Origin of the sequence: Planktotalea sp., assembly GCF_050633725.1 — a bacterium.
GTDB lineage: Bacteria > Pseudomonadota > Alphaproteobacteria > Rhodobacterales > Rhodobacteraceae > Planktotalea.
Genome location: NZ_JBOEHB010000033.1, coordinates 15,827 through 33,954, shown reverse-complemented (window position 1 = coordinate 33,954; position 18,128 = coordinate 15,827). Strand labels below are relative to the sequence as shown.

Here is an 18,128-nt window from a genome sequence, read left to right as displayed (position 1 = left end):
CGACATCATGATGAAGATGGCGAATGGCACCGAGGCGCAAAAACGTATGGCGCAAGATGCGCTCAATCGCATGTGGTATCCATCCTTGATGATGTTCGGCCCGTCCGATGCGGATTCTGTTCACTCAGAACAGTCCATGTCTTGGAAGATCAAGATGAACGGCAACGACGAGCTGCGTCAAAAGTTTGTCGATCAAACTGTACCGCAAGCGGAATATCTTGGCCTTACCGTCCCTGACGAAAACTTGAAATGGAACGAAGAAAAGGGCGGCTATGATTTCTCGCAGCCCGATTGGGACGAGTTCTTTGACGTGCTCAAAGGCAACGGCCCCTGCAACAAGGAACGCCTCGCCGCGCGCAACAAAGCTTGGGACGATGGCGCTTGGGTGCGCGAAGGTCTCATGGCTCACGCCGAAAAGAAACGCGCTGCGAAATTGGCAGCTGAATAGATGCGACTTGCAGAACTCAACGTAGGCTACGCGCTCTATCCGCTCGATGATCCACGCATGGCGGGTTTCATGGACAACCTCGACAAGGTGAACGCCATCGCGGAGCGGTCAAAAGGATATGTCTGGCGGCTGAAATCAGATAGCGGAAACGCCACCGATCTGGACGTGCCGGGCGATGAGCAAATGATCGCGAACATGTCCATTTGGGACGATGTGGCCTCCCTTGGTGATTATGTCTTCAACACCATTCACGCGCGCTTTTACGAAAAACGCCCTGAATGGTTCGAGGCCATGGGCAAGATGCATTTCGTGATGTGGTGGATCGAGGACGATCACATTCCAACACTCGAAGAAGCAATGGCGCGTCTCGCGCATTTACAACAGCACGGCTCCAGCGATCACGCCTTTGGCTGGGACGCCGTAGATCAATCCGCCTTTCGGCGATGCGACTTAGCAGCGGAGTAACGCAAATGAGTAATGAATGGCCCCTCTGGGAAGTCTTTATCCGTGGTCAACATGGTATGTCCCACCGTCACGTCGGCTCGCTTCATGCGCCTGACGAGGAGATGGCGATCAAGAACGCGCGCGATGTTTATACGCGCCGCAATGAAGGCGTCAGCATTTGGGTGGTTGAAGCACGTCACATCGCGGCCTCCTCCCCATCGGAAAAAGGCCCGCTTTATGAGCCGTCAGAGAGCAAAGTTTACCGCCACCCGACATTCTTCGACATTCCAGACGAAGTGGGGGCGATGTAATGCCCGCCTCCGAAGCTTACTTCGAATTCCTGTGCCGGATGGGGGACAATACGTTGATCCTCGGGCACCGTGTCTCTGAATGGTGCGGCCATGCGCCTGTGATCGAAGAGGACATCGCGCTAGCCAACACCGCGCTTGATCTGATCGGTCAGACGCAGATGTGGCTCGGCCTTGCCGCCGAAGTCGAAGGCAAGGGTCGCAGCGCCGATGATCTGGCGATGCTGCGCGACGCGTGGGATTTCCGTAACGCACTGTTGGTGGAACAGCCCAACGGCGATTTTGGCCAAACCCTGATGCGTCAATTCCTGTTTGATGCGTGGCATCTTGTGATGCTCAAGGGTCTGATGTCTTCCTCTGAGCCCCGCGTCGCTGAGATTGCCGCAAAGGCGATCAAGGAAGTGACCTATCATGTTGAACGCTCTGGCGATACGGTCATCGGCCTTGGCGATGGCACCGAGGTGAGCCATGCGAAAATGCAAGCGGCGCTTGATTTGCTTTGGCCCTACGTGGGTGAGTTGTTCGTCGCTGATAAGGTCGACACAGCGATGACAGAGGCCGGCATCGCGCCCGATCTGGCAGAGCTGCGCACCGCTTTCGATGCGCATATCGGCGCGGTTATGGCAGAGGCAACGCTGACCATCCCTGACAGCCGTTTCGCCCACAAAGGCGGACGCACTGGCACGCAGCACTCCGAACATCTCGGTCATATCCTGACGCAGATGCAATGGCTGCAACGCGCCTATCCGGGGGCGAGCTGGTAAGATGAGGCCCGAGGTCGCAGAAATCTGGGATTGGCTAGACCAAGTCCCGGACCCTGAAATCCCCGTGATTTCTGTTGTCGATCTCGGCATCGTGCGCGGCGTGGAGTGGGACAGTGACACGTTGGAGGTTGCCGTGACCCCCACTTATTCGGGCTGCCCTGCGACCTCTGTCATCTCGATGGACATCGAAACGGCCCTGCGGGATCGCGGCATCGAAAAGACCCGCATCAAGATGCAGATTTCGCCGCCTTGGACCTCCGATTGGCTCACCGAAAAAGGCAGCGCCAAGCTGGAAGACTACGGCATCGCGCCGCCGCGCGCTGCTGGTGGGCCGAAACATTGCCCGCGTTGCAAATCTGAAAACGTGAGCCGCATTAGCCAATTCGGCTCGACCCCCTGCAAGGCGCAATGGCGCTGCACCGACTGCCTTGAGCCGTTCGATTATTTCAAATGTATCTAAGGAGGCCCCGACATGGCGCGCTTTCACCAACTCAAAGTTACTGACGTTCACAAGACCATTCGCGACGCAGTTGTTGTCTCGCTTGAGCCCGCAAATGACGGCGATTTTGACTTCATCCAAGGGCAGTATCTGACCTTTCGCCAAGATATCGAAGGTACGGAAATTCGCCGCTCCTATTCGATCTGCGCGGGCAAGGATGATGGCATCTTACAGGTCGGCATCAAGAAGGTGGACGGCGGTGCCTTTTCCACATGGGCCAATGAAAACCTCGCGCCCGGCATGGTGCTTGAGGCGATGGAGCCTATGGGCAATTTCCACACGCCAATAGACCCTAATCAGGGCAAAACCTATCTCGGTTTTGCGGGCGGCTCTGGAATTACGCCGGTTCTATCGATCCTGAAGACAACGCTCATGCGCGAGCCTGATAGCCGTTTCACGCTGGTTTATGCCAACCGCGGGGTCAACACGATCATGTTCCGCGAGGAACTCGAAGACCTCAAAAATGAATACATGGGCCGCCTCAATGTGATCCACATTCTGGAAACCGATGCGCAGGATATTGACCTTTTCACGGGCCGCGTGGACGAAGAAAAATGCGCCGCGCTCTTTAGCAATTGGATCGACATCAAAAGCGTCGATACCGCCTTTATCTGCGGCCCAGAGCCGATGATGCTCGGCATTGCCAAGGCGCTTAAAGAAAATGGACTGAGCGAAGATCAGATCAAGTTCGAACTCTTCGCATCGTCCCAGCCCGGTCGCCTCAAGCGCAAAGCCAGCTCCGCAGCCACCACCGCCAAGCCGGGCGAAGCGACTGTCATCATCGACGGAACCGCGCGCACCGTTGTGATGGAAAAAGATCAAACAGTGCTCGAAGCGGCCCTCGCTGGCGGTCTCGACGCGCCGTTTGCCTGCAAGGCTGGCGTCTGTTCGACCTGCAAATGCAAGGTGCTGGAAGGCGAGGTCGAGATGGTCGCGAACCACGCGCTGGAGGACTACGAGGTCGAGCAAGGCTTTATTCTATCCTGCCAATCCTTCGCGGTGACTGAGAAAGTCAAAGTGGATTACGATCAGCATTGAGGCAAAGCCACAGGCACTAAAAAGTCTTTAGAGTTGTTAGTTGAAAGTAAGCAGAATGAAAGTTTTCCAAGTTGTATTAGGTATTGCACTTCTTTTTTCGAGCCCCGTTTTTGCGGACAGGCTATGGGAAAATACAGCCATTCGGTTGGGTTCAGGAAAATACATTTGGGCAACGCTCGATAGAAATAATGGCTGCTATAATATGAATGTCGGCAGCAACCAAACGCACATCAGAGGAAATGGCTCAAATTGTAGCAACGACGTAAATGGCTATTGGAGCATAAGAGCATGCGGGAAATCCAACGGGTCATTCCGAGGTGGCAGCCAAAGCGTAATCAATGAAGTGATACGCTTGTGCCAGCAACGAAGTAGCGCAAAACCTGCCGCCAAAAAGACTAAGCGTAAGGTGAAAAAGTCACCAAGTGCAAGCAATGCAAAATCACTCGATCTGATCACCTTGTTGGCTACTAGGAGGGATACACTAAAAAAGGAAATCGCTTCTGATAAACTGAATCTTGCGAAGATTCATGCCGCGGATGAAATGGAAAAGCAAATCAAAGACGCTATGTCAAAACCCAAGAGGGTTCGCGTTTACAATAACTGCCGAGAGTCAATCAAATTTGCGATGATTTGGCGCAGCAATTCTGGTAAAGAACAAGCTGGGCGCTGGACGATTGTAAGCTCCAAAGATGAGCGAGGCAGTACTTTAACATTAGACGGTAAACCATTTTTTGCCGACTCGAATGTAGCTTCAGTTCACGCTAGAACCAGTTCAGGTAAGGAAATTTGGGCTGGGAATGATAAAATTCGCAAATGGAATGGCGAAACTTCCTATTTCCGTAAAATCACTCTTCAGGGCCGAACGCGCTACATTCAACTCTGTCCATAGCATGTTCCGGCTTTCGGCCACTGCGAAATCAAGGGTGAATAAGCTTAAATTTTGGTGGGGCGATGCCCAATCACCAATTCGCTGACGACTTCTGCATACGCAAGGCGGGCCGCGCGGTCAGCGTCTCCGTTCCACATATAAAACCAGTTCAGCATCCCGAACACCGACATTGTCGTTGCATGTAGTCGCGCGCGATCGTCTGCCAAGGCAGGCGCACAAGCAGCAAGGATACCGCTCAACTGGCGCACCATATCGCGTTGATAGCCCTTAAGAACCTGCTGTTCGTCTTGCCCTAACACCGCAATGCCTTCGGTCTGGATTTTGTGCTCTGCATCCATACCGTCATAGGCCAACAAGGTCGCGGACACGAACTGCAAGAGCTGCGCATCGGGCGGCAATCCATCCAGCTCAAGCCCCTCCAAACGATCCCTCAGCGCTTTGAGATAGCTATCGAGGATATCAAACAACAGCGCGTCTTTGCTGCCGTAATAGTGGTAAATGTTCGCCTTCGAGATACCACAGGCCAAGGCGACTTGCGCCATGGACGCGCGCGCGATGCCCTCTTTGGCAAACACATGCGCGGCCTCTCGCAAGATATGCAAGCGCTTGGCTTCGTGATCTTTAGCTATTGGCCGCGCCATGGGCTACCCTCGATTATCAACAACGCGCACCGCTTTACCTTGCGAACGTGCGACGGAACCTGGGTCCCCTACGATAACTTCGACGGAAACACCAACCATGTCCTTGACCCGCTTAGTCAGCATTCGCGCCGCAGCATCTTTGGACGCTTCGTCTGTACGATCTGGCAACATTTCAACCATAACCCGCATCGCGTCCATTCGGCCCGATTTATACAGCTCAATCTGGAAATAGGGACCAAGGCCACCCGTCGCCATTACCTGTTCTTCTACTTGCGTCGGGAACACGTTCACGCCGCGCAGAATAATCATGTCGTCCGAGCGCCCCGTGATCTTGGCAATGCGCCGCATAGAGCGCGCGGTGCCCGGCAAAAGCCGCGTCAGATCGCGCGTGCGATAGCGGATGATCGGCATGCCTTCCTTGGTGAGCGTGGTAAACACCAACTCGCCCTCTTCCCCGTCAGGCAGCACATCGCCCGTCACAGGATCGATGATCTCGGGATAGAAATGATCCTCCCAAATCACAGGCCCGTCTTTGGTTTCAACGCATTCATTGGCAACGCCCGGCCCCATGACTTCGGATAGCCCGTAAATATCAACCGCGTTCAGATCGAAGGCTTCTTCGATCTCTTGACGCATGGCTTCGGTCCACGGCTCCGCGCCGAACACCGCCACCTCAAGCGAGGATTTGCGCGGGTCAAGGCCGGCCTTATGGAACGCCTCGAGGATGTTGAGCATATAGGAGGGCGTCACCAGAATACCGCGCGGTTTGAAATCGTTGATCAGACCGACCTGCTTGTCTGTTTGACCACCGCCCATCGGCACGACAGTCGCGCCCAAACGCTCAATCCCGTAATGCGCGCCAAGACCACCTGTGAACAGACCATAGCCATAAGCATTGTGGATCATATCACCCTTGCGCAGACCCGCCGCGCGCAAGCTGCGTGCAACAAGATCGGCCCAATTAGAGATATCATTCGCGGTATAGCCCACCACCGTCGCCTTGCCCGTCGTACCAGAGGAGGCATGAATCCGCGAGATTTCTTCGCGCGGAACCGCGAACAGGCCAAAGGGGTAGTTGTCGCGCAGATCATCCTTCACGGTGAAAGGGAACTTAGCCAGATCAGTCAGCGATTTCAGATCATCAGGTGTCACGCCTGCAGCGTCAAACCGCTCTTTATACATCGGCACATTTTCATAGGCGTGCTTCAGCGACCATTTCATCCGCTCCAGTTGCAGCGCGGAAATCTCATCGCGGGACGCGATTTCGATCGGGTCAAGAATGCTCGGATCAGGGGTCAAGTTGCTCATGGCTGTTCCTCGTCAAATAGCTGGCCTTTGATCGCGCGCGAGAGCCCGCGCATTTCGGCAATGAGTGCGCCATCTTGGTTAACAACGCGCACGTCATAGATACCACTTCGCCCTGTTAGAGACACTTCGCGGGCGCTGGCCGTTAACACATCGCCCAGCTGGCCAGGCGCGATGAAGGTGATCATATTGTTCTGCGCAACCGTGTTCTGATTGCGCGAATTACAAGCGAACGCAAAGGCGCTGTCAGCCAGCGTAAAGATTACGCCGCCGTGGCAAATGTCATGCCCGTTGCAATGATGCTCCTGCACCTGAAGCGTCATGCTCGCAACGCCTTCGCGTACCGGCCCAAGCTCCATTCCGACCCAAGGCGATGCTCGATCATTCGCCCACATGGCAGCACTAGCACGCGCCGCTCGTTCATCAGGTGTCATCAGTTCCTCCCAGACCGAATTTTCATTATTCCTTGCATAACCCGTCCAAGCGGTCAATTAATAACGAAACAGTTTAAGGATCGATATTATGGGCCTGCTCTCTATTAACTCTTTTGCCGCTGGCGCATGGATCGCACCTGACAGCTCTGCCCGCCCGATAGAAAACGCGGTGACAGGAAATGTAATGGCTCATGCTGGCAACGCCGAGCTGGACGTGCAAGCGATGTTGGATCACGCGCGCAATGTCGGCGGGCCAAACCTGCGCAAGCTGACCTTCCATGATCGCGCCCGTATGCTGAAGGCCCTCGCAGGTGCGCTGAACGAACATAAACAGGCGCTCTATGATCTGAGTTTCGCGACAGGGGCGACCCAATCAGACCATCTGATCGACATCGACGGCGGCATCGGCACGATGTTTGTGTTCGCCTCCAAAGGTCGGCGCGAAATGCCCGATGGCCATGTTTATCTTGACGGAGAGATTGAACAGCTTTCGCGCAACGGCACCTTTCTTGGCCAGCATATCTGCACGTCCCTGCAAGGGGTCGCCGTGCATATCAACGCCTTCAACTTCCCCGTTTGGGGCATGCTCGAAAAACTTGCACCCACCTTGCTCGCAGGCGTTCCTGCCATCGTGAAACCGGCAACCGCGACCTGCTATGTCACCGAACTCGCCGTGCGCATTATGCTGGAGAGCGGCATCCTGCCCGAAGGTGCATTGCAACTCGTCAGTGGCGGATTGGGCGACATGCTGGACCGATTGACCCTGCAAGATGTGGTCAGTTTCACAGGCTCCGCGCAGACCGCGCTCAAACTCCGCTCCGCGCCTCATATTCTTGAAAACTCCATCCGCTTCGTGGCCGAGCAAGACAGCCTGAACGCCTCGATCCTTGGCCCGGATGCGGCTCCCGGCACGCCTGAATTTGATCTCTTCATCAAAGAAGCGCAACGCGAGATGACCACGAAAGCGGGGCAGAAATGCACCGCCATTCGCCGCATCATCGCGCCCGAAAACCATGTCGAGGCGGTGATCGAAGCCCTCTCCAATCGCCTAACACAGACACTTGTCGGAGACCCTAATAAGGGCGAAACGCAAATGGGAGCTCTCGTTTCGAATGCGCAGAAACGTGATGTTCTGAACAAGGCCGCGATTATCGGAACAGAAGCGACCCAAGTCTACGGCGATCCAAGCATCGCTGAAAGCAAAGGTGCCTTCCTCTCCCCTATGCTCTATCATTGCGAAAACCCTGACACCGCAAGCCGCGTGCATGACACCGAAGCCTTCGGTCCCGTTTCCACCGTGATGGGTTACCGCGACATTGAGCACGCGATCAATCTTGTGAACAAAGGCCAAGGGTCTCTCGTCGCCTCGGTCATCACCCATGATGCAGAGGTCGCGCGCGAGGTTGCGCTTGGCTCTGGCGCTTTCCATGGACGGCTCTATTTCAACAACCGCGACAGCATGAAAGAATCGACGGGCCACGGCTCTCCCCTGCCTCACATGGTACATGGCGGACCGGGGCGCGCAGGCGGCGGCGAGGAACTCGGCGGCGTGCGCGGCGTGATGCATTACATGCAGCGAACCGCTGTGCAAGGCAGCCCCGATATCCTCACAGCAATCGGCCAAACTTGGGTCGATGGCGCAGCCGAAATCAAAGCCCCCGCGCATCCCTTCACCCGCACCTTCCACGAAGTCCAGATTGGTGAAACCATCCACACAGAGCCCCGCATCGTCACGCTTGAGGATATTGAGCATTTCGCGCATTTCACTGGCGACACTTTCTATGCGCATATGGATGAAGACGCCGCGCAAAGGAATCCTTTCTTCCCGGGCCGTGTCGCGCATGGCTATTTGCTTCTTAGCTTTGCTGCGGGCCTGTTTGTTGAACCCAATGAGGGTCCCGTTCTGGCGAACACCGGCCTAGATAACCTGCGCTTCATGAAACCCGTGCAAGCGGGCGATAGCATCAAGGTACGCCTGACCGTGAAAAAGAAAACGCCACGTAACGATGAGTATGGCGAAGTGCGTTGGCATGTTACGCTCACCAACGAAGACAGCGAAAAGGTCGCTGAGTATGAATTGCTCACAATGAACGCCTACACCAAATAGGAACGATGCATGCAGGTTGATTTTCTCTTCGATTTCTCCAGCCCTAACGCTTATCTCGCGCATAGGATGGTGCCAGGCATTGAACAGCGCACAGGCGTTGAAATTACATATGTACCATGTCTTTTGGGCGGGATTTTCAATGCGACGGGCAACAAATCTCCGATGGAAGTCAACGCGCATGTGGAAAACAAGCTTAAATATGAACAGTTGGAGTTTGATCGGTTCATAAAGAAACACGAGATTACGGAGTTCAATTTCAACCCCTTTTTCCAACTTAGAACCGTGTTTCTGATGCGCGCCGCGATTGTGATGCAGCAGCAGGGCAGGCTACGTGACTTTGCCGATGCGGGTATGAAAATGGCATGGGAAGACAAGGTGAATGTCAGTGATCCTGAAATTGCCGCCAATGCGTTGACGCAAGCCGGCTTTGACGGCGCTGGATTGCTTGAAGCGAGCAAAGAAGAAGCAATCAAAGCCCAGCTCTTTGCAAATACAGACGGCGCGATCAAACGCGGTGCCTTTGGCATGCCGACATTCTTTGTGGGCGACGAAATGTTCTTTGGCAAAGATCGTCTGCGCGAGGTCGAAGAAGAAATCGTCGCGCGTCTTTAATCGCGCGCGCCGAGGCGATTGATCTGATTGAGCAACGCTTGCGCTTGGCTTAGCGACGCGCCCGCGGCTTCGAGCATGCTCGGCAAAACCATCCACTCCAGCGCCCATGCTGTGCCAGAACGTTCTTGCTCGTGCACCATCGCTTGCCCCAAAATCCCCTGTTGGCCAGCAACGAAACGCGCCAAAGTCACCAGAGTTTCCGCGCGCACAGGGTTTTGCTTGTGCGGCATCGCGGAAGACCCCCCTGCCCCGTCAAGTCCAACTTCATCAACGCCTTGCTGCGCCATAAGCGTAACATCAGCGCCGATCTTGCCGAACGTCCCAGTAAGCAGGGCCAACCAATTGCCAAGGTTTACAATAGACGTGCGATCCGCGTGCCAAACGGCAGACACAGAAAGCCCAAGTGATTTGGCGACATGCACGGCAACCTCGTCGCCCTTATCATTCGGTGTGTTACGCAGCCCGACGGCACCGCCTACCTGCACAGTTGCCAGCGATTGGACCAGCTCTGGCAGCGCCTCCAAATGTCGCGATACTGAAACCTGCCATGTCGAAAGACGATCAGACACCCGGATCGGCAAAGCCGCTTGCATGCGGGTTCTGCCCATCATTTCGGTGGCGCCAAAGCTCTCGCTCAGCGCATCGATCCGTGCAAGAACCTCGCGCCCGCGCGTTTCGAAATCAAGCAGAACTTCGCGGCAAATCAAAACCGTCGCGCTGTCCATCACATCTTGCGACGTTGCACCTGTGTGGATCGCTTTTTGCACCGCTTCTGTTTGGCCTGCGCGCAACTGCCTGACGAGTTCGGGCACAGGTAGTCCATCGCGTTCGGTGCCTGCGCCAAGCTTGGAAAAATTTGGCTCAAACCCATCAATAACATTCAAGGCAATAGCGCCAGTAGCCTCCTCAACCGCGCCTACCTGCATCAAGGCCTGTGTCCAAGCCCGTTCAAACGCAAGCATCTTTTGCAAGTAGCTCTCTGCGCCAAATGCCTTGGCGACCTTCCCATCGCCAAGCAGGCGATCAAACAAAGGGCTGGAGGTAAAGGCATTGCTCATAAATCGTCCTAACTCGCGTCTGGTTGAGCTTCAGGCTTGGCGCGCTGGAATGACTCTAGCGCCATCGCGGCTTCTTCTATCTCTAGCAGACGTGCAAAGGGGCTCATGTCAACGCCCCATCGATGCGCATTATACAGCTGCGCAACGAGGCAAATATCACAAATCTGCGGTGTATCCGCAAAACTAAACACATGATCACCCTTTGGCAGAAGCGCCATGTATGCATGAAATCCCTCTGTCATCCAGTGACGCATCCACGCAACGCCATCGTCTTGGCTCGCGCCATGCTCGCCCTTTAGACGGCCCACGACTTTGAGGTTGTTCACTGGATGAATATCCATCGCGATCACTTGCGCGGCCGCCGAAACCTTGGCGCGCTGAGTAGGATCGCTCGGAAGAAACGCAGGCTCGGGAACGCGCTGATCCAGATAATCCAAGATTGCCATAGATTGCGTCAACACCGTGCCATCCTCTAGCACCAAGGCTGGCACCCCTCGGCTCGGATTGATTGCTGCAAAGTCTTCGCTGCGCTGCGCGCCTGCAACCAAGTCAATCGAACGGCTCTCATAGGCGAGCCCCTTCATGTTCAAGCCAATGCGCACCCGATACGACGTCGTCGAGCGCCAATAAGAATAAAGCACCATCATAGCGCAGCCGTTTCCAACGCGGTGCGTAACACTTCGCGATCCCCGATGTGGTTAGACAACACGAGGATCAACCGCGCATTAAACGCCGCGCTGTCCTCTTCACTTAGCCCTTCATGCGCGGCCAGCAAATCCGCATAGAAATCATCAGGGCTCTCAATATTAGGATCCAGATTTAATTCAGCCATACCTTAAGCCTCCTGACAAATTGAACGTCGCAGCGCCGCGCTAAGCGCCGCGCTATCATAGGTCGCCATACGCGCAGCAACATGTTGATCAGGCCGGATCAAATAAACCGCCGATGTCGCATCACCAAGATAGCGCTCTGCCAGCAATTCGTTTTCGCTTTCGCTCGCCGACAAAGACACGATTTTCGCGTCGATCCCAGCGGCTTCAAATGCGACAGGAACATCCGCGTTTATTGCCAGAACGACAAACCCATCCCCAAGGCGCGACAGCAAATAATCTTTGCCAACAGGTGCATCCGGACAAGAAGCGCCGGGCCGTGTTCGCGCAGGACCACCCGGCAGAGCATCCTTCGAGTTCAAAGAGCTGCCATCATAAACGCACGGCACCGAAAGACGCCCGGAATTTACCAAGGGGCGCGCAAACGCATGTTTCTCGCTGAGGTTCAAAACCGCATTGCGGAACACTTTGCTGATCTTCGATTTCGGCGTGATGAAATCCGTTGAACGCGTAGAGTTCAGAACATTCTCATCCGCTCCATAAATCCGTTCCGCGTTATAGCTATCAAGCAAAGCATCTGGTGCTTTACCTTTGATCACCAGACCAAGTTTCCAACCCAGGTTATCCGTGTCTTGCATGCCAGAGTTGGCCCCGCGCGCGCCAAACGGCGAAACCTGATGCGCCGCATCACCGGCAAAAAGAACGCGCCCTTGGCGGAAGCTCTCCATGCGCTTGCATTGGAAAGTATAGATCGACGACCAAACGATCTCGTAGGAAATTTCTGGCCCAAGCATCGCATCAAGCCGATGACGGATGTTTTCTTCCTTCATTTCTTCCTTGCGATCCACATCCCAACCGATCTGGAAATCGATGCGCCAGACATCGTCAGGCTGTTTGTGCAGCAAGGTTGAAGCGCCAGATTTGAACGGCGGCTCAAACCAGAACCAACGCTCGGTTGGAAAGGTCTGATCCCCTTTCATCTTGATGTCTGCGATGAGAAAGCTGTCTTGAAACACACGCCCCTCAAATTCCAGACCCATCATTGTGCGCAGAGGCGAGTTGGCGCCATCCGCGCCGATGAGCCAATCCGCCTCCAACGTATATGGACCTTCAGGCGTCATCACGGTGAGGACCACGTGATCGTCTTTGACCTCAACCGCATCAACACGGTTCTTGCCACGCAACTCAATCGGCGCACCGTCCGCTTGCAATTCGCGCACGCGATCAATCAAGAACTGCTCGAAATAGGGTTGCTGCATGTTGATAAAGGCAGGAAATTTGTGACCGTCTTCAGGCAGCAGATTGAATTCGAAAACCTTTCGATCCTCGTAAAACACTTTGCCCAGATTCCATACAACACCCTTGTCGAGCATCGGATCACCGCAACCATAGCGATCTGCAATCTCAAGGCTGCGTTTCGCAAAACAAATCGCGCGGCTACCCATCCCGACGCCTTCATGATCATCCAGAACAATCGCAGGAATACCCTGCCGCCCCAGATCAAGCGCAGTCGCAACCCCAATCGGCCCACCGCCCATAATCACGACAGGATGGCGCACAGGCGCGCGCGCATCTTGATCGGCACAGCGCTCATAGGGATAGGCTTTGAAAGCCAGTTTATATCTATCATCCAACATCAGCGCGCTCGCCTCCCTCAATAGCCCGCGCAAAGACGCACGCAAAATGCATCAATGCCTGCGCCGAGTCATGGGGCTGGTTGGCTTCAAAGTCAAGATGGTTTCATTTGTAACTTTTAATTGGTGCCCGCAATTAACACCGTCATTCAGGAGCCAAAATCGTCAACTCGACAGGAGCCATACCGCTGATCTCGCCGCGCAAAACATCGCCGGCTTGAACCGCGCTCACCCCTGCGGGTGTGCCTGTCATGATCACATCGCCCGGCTCGAGATGATAGAATTTGGACAGATCGGACACAATCGCTGGCACCGAATGAATAAGCTCGGCAACGCTCGCATCTTGGCGGGTTTCGCCGTTCACGCTAAGGGAAATACGCTGATCTTTGATCGCGCCAACCGCTTCAGCTTTGCTTGCCGTCGCAAAGACTGCGCCGTCTTCAAAGTCTTTCGACGTATCCCAAGGACGACGATCCGCCTTTGACGCGTTTTGCAAATCGCGCCGCGTCATATCTAGTGAGGCGCAATAGCCATAAATCACCTGCTCCGCATCGTCCTGCGAAATGCGAAACGCTGGCGCTCCAATCAAAATGGAAAGCTCCATTTCATGGTGATAATTCTCGGTTCCAGGAGGATAGGGAACATTTGCGCCCGACAACACAGAATGCGTTGGCGCTTTTGTGAAATAGAACGGTGCTTCGTAGTCAGGAACATTGCCCATCTCCGCCGCATGCGCGAGATAATTACGCCCAACGCAGAAGATCCGATTGATCGGAAAGTTGCGCGCTTCCCCCTCAACAGGAATGCCTTTCGCGGGACGAGTTGGAAACAAAAATTCAGACATCGCTCTCTCCTTGATTACATGCACTTGGCCTTTCGCTCAGGTCTGTGTCAAGAGAAACACCCATCCCAGCCGCGCAAAGTCAGTGAGCTGTCTCGCCCTGCAACTCGACAGTAAAAAACCACTCTTCGTCCGTGTCTTTTTCAACGATCTCATCGGGCACAACCGAAGGGCCAGATAGAAATACGTTAGACCCAAAGTGACTATGCAAACGCGCCAGTTTTTCCTGCCGCGCACCCGTTAATTCCGCATAGAACTTCGAATAGTTCTCGGTCGCCTTCAATTCATCAATCTTTGCACGGTGGCATGTGACAGAATGCTCGTGCGCCGCCGCGATTTCAGGATCGCTCATCAACTTAGCCAATTCTTCCTTCATCATATCAAGACGCGGCAGGATCGAGGTTTCTTCTTCAAAGTTGTTGTTCATGCGAAACCAGTAGGCGAGGCCCTGATCACGATCCACATGGTTCACGCGGCCCCGATCCCGTTTGACCAGAAAACTCTCGGCAGAGCGCACAGCATAATGGTTCAGCTGCACCAAATCATAGCCATAGGTTTCAATCGTCGAGCGCCACCCATTGCGATACATTTCGCGCGGTAAAGGCGCCCCTGATCCGTTTACCCAATTGATGTTTTCCCAAAGCTGCGGGTTCAGACCCTTCGGGCGATGCACACCCAACTTTTTAAACAACCCGATATTTTGAAATAGCGTCTTAAAACCCCATGCCTGATGCGGCTTTCGGGCAAACTCGGGTGCGCTGCGCAAGAATTGCTCGGTGATCGGGCGATCGACATATTCATGCACGTCCCCATTGCCAAAAAGTCGCCACGTCATAGCAATCATGTTGGCATCAGGCACAGCCGCAAAAAGCGCATCCAGCGTGCCGTCACCGACCTTGATATTCACGAATTCGTCCACATCAATACACGTCGCCCATTTGGCGTTTTTGATGACGTCTTCTTCTTCAGCAGATTGCAGCGCTGCGTGCTGCGGCTTCAAATCCATGTCGCGAAAACGGTTCTCGCGCCATTGGCAAATGCCCTTGCGCTCTAACATTTGCAGCATTGTATCCGTGCCGTCAGTGCAATCGTTCGTGTAAACAATGATGTCGTCAAATCCGATTGCGCGATGATAGGCGAGCCATTCCAGAATGAACGGTCCTTCGTTCTTCATCGTTGTCACAATCGCACAGCGCCCCCTGCCCTTCGGGATTTTGTCTGGCTCAATCTCAGGCATGCGCACGGGGTTATGACCCCATAGGTTTTTCGACTGCTTCAGCAATGGCGCATGCTCAATCAACGAGGTCTTTGGCACGATCTTGGAAATCGCCTCGCTGGGATGGCGCAGCGACATATGGCGATAAAAGCCCTGCGTTGCGGTTTCATCCGCTGCCGCATTGCCCATGCGCACCAAACGCCAAACCGCATCCAGCGGTGCCTTTGACGGCGCAATACACCAGCGTTGACGTCCCCCGCCCGCATCGAACTGCACACAAATATGATCCGCAAAAAGCGTCGGTTGGTTGTTGCGTACGCGCCAAGGATAACAATGCTGACCGATCAACGCGATCAAACCACCATCGGCGGCCACTGCGGTGTCAAACACGGTGTTTTCACCGCGCACAATCAAGTCATGCACATCAACATTCGCAACGGCGCGCGCGCCAGCCAGAAAGCGCAACTTTGTGATCTCATAGAAACTCAGCGTTCCTAATGGAGCATCCCATGGCGAGGGTGGCGGCACGACCATACGATCTTTTCCGGGGGCCTCAGGCACACAGTACGGATGCGCCTCTGCGGGAAGGTCAGGTTTGCCGAAAGGCACATCGCTGCTGAGCAAGACCACCGTGCAATCCAGCTTTGCAATGCCTTGTTTCAACCCGTTCGAAAACGCCTTGTCACTGCCTGCGCGCGCACGATCAAAGATCACAGCGCCGTTCATGCCATGATGATCAATGTGATAGGACAGCCACGCCAGCACTGTCTGCGCACTTTCTCCATTGCGCACAGCAACAAGAACGTTGGCTCCCTCCAGCACCTCCAACTCAGCCTCAGCGGGGACGACCTCAAGCGTTTTGCCATTTACCTCAAACGTGGCGTCAACTTTCTTGGGCAAAGCGAAGGTCACAATAGGCGCGCCACCAACGCTGCGTTGCGCGATCAATTGAGCTTTCTTAGGGGCTTTTAACTCGGCAACATCAGCGCCTGCATCGAAAAACAACGTCACATGACGCGCGCCCTCTACCTGCGCCTCAACCGCATCCAATAAGGTAACACCGCCAACCGTTTGGCTTGCGAAAAGGCGCTCAACAACACGACCACTCATACTTTGGCTTTCTTCAAAATCTCAAACTGGGCATGCAGGAAATCACGCCCTTGCTGCGCACTCGGCGGGGTGCTTCCCGTCAGCAACTCTAACCGGAACTTTAGCCGCAGCGTTTCAATGTCTTTCATCGCATCGCAATACAGCGCACGGCGCGCATCTTGGCAAATCGCAAGCTCTGCCGACACATCAGGTAAACGCGCCAGTTCTGAATGCGTTGCCTCTAACATCGGCAAAACCTCTTCTGCCTTTTCACTGTTCCAATTGCGTTCGGCCCAATAGGTCAAGCCAATTTCACGGTCCATATGGTTAGGCAATCCGCGCGCTCTTTTGGCGATGAATTCTTCGGTTGAGCGCAAGGAATAGTGGTTGAGCCAAATCTGCGGTTGGCCTTTACATGCGCCATAAAGAGAAATCGCTCCGTCATTGCGTGCAAAACTCTCCGATAGTCCCGACCCATCTGGCCCGATCCAACGCGCAGGTTTTGACTTTTTCGCGCGGGGGCGATGCACTCCTAGCGCACGAAATGCCTGTGGCCGATGTAAAGTCTTGAACAAATGGCCCAAAGGGAAATGTAAATCCAGCGGAGCCGCGCGGGTAAACCGCTCTGGCGTGAGCCCCTCACTCGCCTGCGATTGCCCGCTTGATCCAAACAAACGCCACGGCAGCGCAAGCGCATCAAACCCGCCGGACTCTTTTTCTAACGAGCCGATAAAATCGGGTAACGATCCGCCCTTGGGCAAACACAAAAACTCATCGCAATCAAAGAACATCATCCAGTCAGTTTCATCCACCCAAGGATGATCCTGCGCCAGCTTTAGCGCCTGCCACTGCACTGACTTCTTACCCTTCGGCTCAAATGAAAGATGCGCAACACGGGGATCATCAGCCAGCCCATCTAGCACGGCGTCCGTCCCATCCGTATTGTCATGAGACAGTATCAGCATCCGATCAAAACCGGCGGCAAGGTGGTGCGCGATCCATTCTGGCGCATATGCACCATCATTGCGCATACATGTGATGCCCAGAATACTCAAAATTGCTCTCTGCTCTCGCGCAATGCGCGTTTTTCCTTGCTTATACGGTAGGTTCGTAAACAAAGTCACCTAAACCTAGTTGATTGTTTACCAATTGTTGGCAATGAGTCACAAAAAGCAGAGGCGTACCCAATGATTACCTTTGACCAAGCTATGGCTGCAATGGATGCACCACAGATTACCGAGATCAACACTGATGCGCTGGATGACAGCGATGTGCTGAACCTAATCTTGCAGCGTTCCGAAATCATTCGCGATCAAGAAAACTACAATCGTTATATCAAGTCATGGATTCGCGGCGAAGATGCGCCCATCTTGGACCTCATCAACCGCATGGGCCGCGAAAACCTGATCCGCCGTGCGGCTTCGTTCATCTATCTAGAGTTCCAGCAGCTTCAGCATATTTTCGACGACAAAGCGCCCAAGAAGATTGCCGACATTGGCTGCGGCTATGCTCTGTTCGATCTGTTCTTGGCAAAAGAATACGACAGCAAACTCGCGCTGATTGATTTGGAAAGCAATGAAAACCGCCACTTTGGTTTCAAGGAATCTGGCGCCGCCTATTCCAGCCTTGCCAATGCGTCCAAGTTTCTGACTGACAATGATGTGAAAAAGACCTCGATCAAGACGTTTAACCCGGAAACGGATGACCTCAGCAAACTGACCAAGCTTGACTATGCTTTCAGCTTTATCTCCTGTGGTTTCCACTACCCGTGGTCAACCTATGAAGAGTTTTTCAAAACCAACGTCGCCCCCAATGGCCGCATCATTCTGGACATTCGCAGCCACAAACTAGGCGAACATGTGCGCGAAATGTCGGGCATGGGGTTTGTTCGATCCATTGTCATGGCCGCGAACAATACCGCGGATCGCATCATGATCGTGAAATCGCTGAAGGCGGCTTAACAAAATCTGT

The 18,128-nt window shown here is 54.2% G+C and carries 20 protein-coding genes; 10 read left to right on the top strand and 10 right to left on the bottom strand.

The features are described from left to right. The 7 genes from ACRBCU_RS18355 to ACRBCU_RS18325 form a co-directional block, all read left to right on the top strand. On the top strand, positions 1-448 hold a 448-nt coding region (locus ACRBCU_RS18355; RefSeq protein ID WP_431366849.1), incomplete at its 5' end, for a Phenylacetic acid catabolic protein. After that, the gene (locus tag ACRBCU_RS18350; RefSeq protein ID WP_431366848.1) at positions 449-913 is read left to right on the top strand and encodes a DUF3291 domain-containing protein; all 465 of its coding nucleotides are present in this window, start codon (positions 449-451) and stop codon (positions 911-913) included. 5 nt (positions 914-918) lie between these two features. Next, positions 919-1,203, top strand: coding sequence for a 1,2-phenylacetyl-CoA epoxidase subunit PaaB (paaB, locus tag ACRBCU_RS18345; protein WP_431366847.1), 285 nt, complete (start codon positions 919-921; stop codon positions 1,201-1,203). Next, entirely contained in the window at positions 1,203-1,964 is a 762-nt protein-coding gene (gene paaC, locus ACRBCU_RS18340) for a 1,2-phenylacetyl-CoA epoxidase subunit PaaC (protein WP_431366846.1), read from the top strand. The genes paaB and paaC overlap by 1 nt, the downstream gene beginning before the upstream one ends. 1 nt (position 1,965) lies before the next feature. Next, positions 1,966-2,424 carry a 1,2-phenylacetyl-CoA epoxidase subunit PaaD gene (gene paaD, locus ACRBCU_RS18335; RefSeq protein WP_431366845.1) on the top strand — a complete coding sequence of 153 codons (459 nt, stop codon included), beginning with the start codon at positions 1,966-1,968 and terminating at the stop codon, positions 2,422-2,424. A gap of 12 nt (positions 2,425-2,436) precedes the next feature. Then, positions 2,437-3,501: a 2Fe-2S iron-sulfur cluster-binding protein gene (locus tag ACRBCU_RS18330; RefSeq protein WP_431366844.1), complete on the top strand. Its 1,065-nt coding sequence runs from the start codon at positions 2,437-2,439 to the stop codon at positions 3,499-3,501. A 55-nt stretch (positions 3,502-3,556) separates the two neighbouring features. Then, positions 3,557-4,390, top strand: a complete 834-nt coding sequence (locus ACRBCU_RS18325) for a hypothetical protein (RefSeq protein ID WP_431366843.1) — start codon at positions 3,557-3,559, stop codon at positions 4,388-4,390. A gap of 44 nt (positions 4,391-4,434) precedes the next feature. On the opposite strand, the gene ACRBCU_RS18320 is transcribed toward ACRBCU_RS18325, so the two are convergent. From ACRBCU_RS18320 to paaI, 3 genes are read right to left on the bottom strand one after another with little or no spacing between them, the layout of a single operon-like run. Then, positions 4,435-5,031, bottom strand: a complete 597-nt coding sequence (locus ACRBCU_RS18320) for a TetR/AcrR family transcriptional regulator (protein WP_431366842.1) — start codon at positions 5,029-5,031, stop codon at positions 4,435-4,437. 3 nt (positions 5,032-5,034) lie between these two features. After that, positions 5,035-6,339 carry a phenylacetate--CoA ligase PaaK gene (gene paaK / locus ACRBCU_RS18315; protein ID WP_431366841.1) on the bottom strand — a complete coding sequence of 435 codons (1,305 nt, stop codon included), beginning with the start codon at positions 6,337-6,339 and terminating at the stop codon, positions 5,035-5,037. Continuing rightward, a complete protein-coding gene (gene paaI, locus ACRBCU_RS18310; RefSeq protein WP_431366840.1) occupies positions 6,336-6,770 on the bottom strand; it encodes a hydroxyphenylacetyl-CoA thioesterase PaaI in 435 nt (144 codons plus the stop codon). The genes paaK and paaI overlap by 4 nt, the downstream gene beginning before the upstream one ends. A gap of 88 nt (positions 6,771-6,858) precedes the next feature. Here paaI and paaZ point away from each other — a divergent pair, with 88 nt between their 5' ends. Together paaZ and ACRBCU_RS18300 are read left to right on the top strand one after the other, a co-directional pair. Further along, on the top strand, positions 6,859-8,877 hold the full coding sequence (gene paaZ / locus ACRBCU_RS18305; protein ID WP_431366839.1) for a phenylacetic acid degradation bifunctional protein PaaZ: 2,019 nt from the start codon (positions 6,859-6,861) through the stop codon (positions 8,875-8,877). A 9-nt stretch (positions 8,878-8,886) separates the two neighbouring features. Then, complete coding sequence (locus ACRBCU_RS18300; protein ID WP_431366838.1) at positions 8,887-9,489, top strand: 2-hydroxychromene-2-carboxylate isomerase; 603 nt, start codon at positions 8,887-8,889, stop codon at positions 9,487-9,489. Here ACRBCU_RS18300 and ACRBCU_RS18295 read toward each other — a convergent pair. The 7 genes from ACRBCU_RS18295 to ACRBCU_RS18265 all read right to left on the bottom strand — a co-directional run bounded on the left by ACRBCU_RS18295 (position 9,486) and on the right by ACRBCU_RS18265 (position 17,212). Further along, entirely contained in the window at positions 9,486-10,547 is a 1,062-nt protein-coding gene (locus ACRBCU_RS18295) for a 3-carboxy-cis,cis-muconate cycloisomerase (protein ID WP_431366837.1), read from the bottom strand. The two genes, ACRBCU_RS18300 and ACRBCU_RS18295, sit on opposite strands and share 4 nt — an antisense overlap. Before the next feature lie 8 nt (positions 10,548-10,555). After that, a complete protein-coding gene (gene maiA / locus ACRBCU_RS18290; protein WP_431366836.1) occupies positions 10,556-11,194 on the bottom strand; it encodes a maleylacetoacetate isomerase in 639 nt (212 codons plus the stop codon). Continuing rightward, positions 11,191-11,379, bottom strand: coding sequence for a DUF2783 domain-containing protein (locus tag ACRBCU_RS18285; protein WP_431366835.1), 189 nt, complete (start codon positions 11,377-11,379; stop codon positions 11,191-11,193). The genes maiA and ACRBCU_RS18285 overlap by 4 nt, the downstream gene beginning before the upstream one ends. A 3-nt stretch (positions 11,380-11,382) precedes the next feature. After that, a complete protein-coding gene (locus ACRBCU_RS18280; RefSeq protein ID WP_431366834.1) occupies positions 11,383-13,014 on the bottom strand; it encodes an FAD-dependent oxidoreductase in 1,632 nt (543 codons plus the stop codon). A gap of 142 nt (positions 13,015-13,156) precedes the next feature. Next, a complete protein-coding gene (locus ACRBCU_RS18275) occupies positions 13,157-13,855 on the bottom strand; it encodes a fumarylacetoacetate hydrolase family protein (RefSeq protein ID WP_431366833.1) in 699 nt (232 codons plus the stop codon). A gap of 79 nt (positions 13,856-13,934) precedes the next feature. Next, on the bottom strand, positions 13,935-16,178 hold the full coding sequence (locus tag ACRBCU_RS18270) for a glycosyltransferase family 2 protein (RefSeq protein ID WP_431366832.1): 2,244 nt from the start codon (positions 16,176-16,178) through the stop codon (positions 13,935-13,937). Continuing rightward, on the bottom strand, positions 16,175-17,212 hold the full coding sequence (locus ACRBCU_RS18265; protein WP_431366831.1) for a glycosyltransferase family 2 protein: 1,038 nt from the start codon (positions 17,210-17,212) through the stop codon (positions 16,175-16,177). The genes ACRBCU_RS18270 and ACRBCU_RS18265 overlap by 4 nt, the downstream gene beginning before the upstream one ends. A gap of 132 nt (positions 17,213-17,344) precedes the next feature. Between ACRBCU_RS18265 and ACRBCU_RS18260 the strand changes: the two genes are divergently transcribed. Further along, positions 17,345-18,118: a class I SAM-dependent methyltransferase gene (locus ACRBCU_RS18260; RefSeq protein ID WP_431366830.1), complete on the top strand. Its 774-nt coding sequence runs from the start codon at positions 17,345-17,347 to the stop codon at positions 18,116-18,118. The last annotated feature ends 10 nt before the right edge of the window (positions 18,119-18,128 follow it).